The organism is Oleiphilus sp. HI0079 (assembly GCF_001635105.1).
This window is the reverse complement of record NZ_LWFT01001178.1, coordinates 1-584: the sequence shown is the minus strand read 5'-3', so window position 1 is coordinate 584 and position 584 is coordinate 1. Positions and strand designations below refer to the sequence as shown.

Below are 584 nucleotides of genomic sequence, written 5' to 3'. Positions count from 1 at the left end.
TCGCTCTATGCCTATCTGTTCTACTTTGTCATTACTCTCTCTGAGACCGGCAGTGTCAATGATATGCACAGGTAAACCATCAATAGAAATCTGCTCTTTAAGCACATCTCGCGTTGTACCCTCGATATCTGTAACGATGGCAGACTCCGATCCAGCCAACGCATTGAGCAGACTCGACTTGCCCGCATTAGGCCGACCCGCAATAACGACTCGAATACCTTCGGTTAACAAAGCTCCTTGATTTGCAACACTCATGATGTTTTCAAGTTTGAGTTTTAGTTCGTCAACCTGTTGAAGCACCTTAGAATCAGCTAAAAAATCGATCTCTTCTTCAGGAAAATCAATCGCAGCTTCTACAAACATTCTGATATTGATCAGTTCGTCCGTAATAGCGGTTACTCGCTTTGAAAAATCTCCGTGCAAAGATCGAAGAGCACTCCGAGCAGCGGCCTCAGAGGTACTATCTATCAGATCTGCAATTGCCTCAGCTTGAACTAAATCTAACTTATCATTCAAAAATGCACGCTGTGTAAATTCACCAGGCTCGGCCAATCGAGCACCGTAATCGATGCAAGTCCGTAGAA

At 44.3% G+C, this 584-nt stretch carries 1 protein-coding gene; it reads right to left on the bottom strand.

The window, feature by feature from the left end; genetic code table 11:
• Positions 1 to 584, bottom strand: a 584-nt coding sequence (locus tag A3750_RS20950; protein WP_156498801.1) for a tRNA modification GTPase, incomplete at both ends; no start/stop codon positions are given.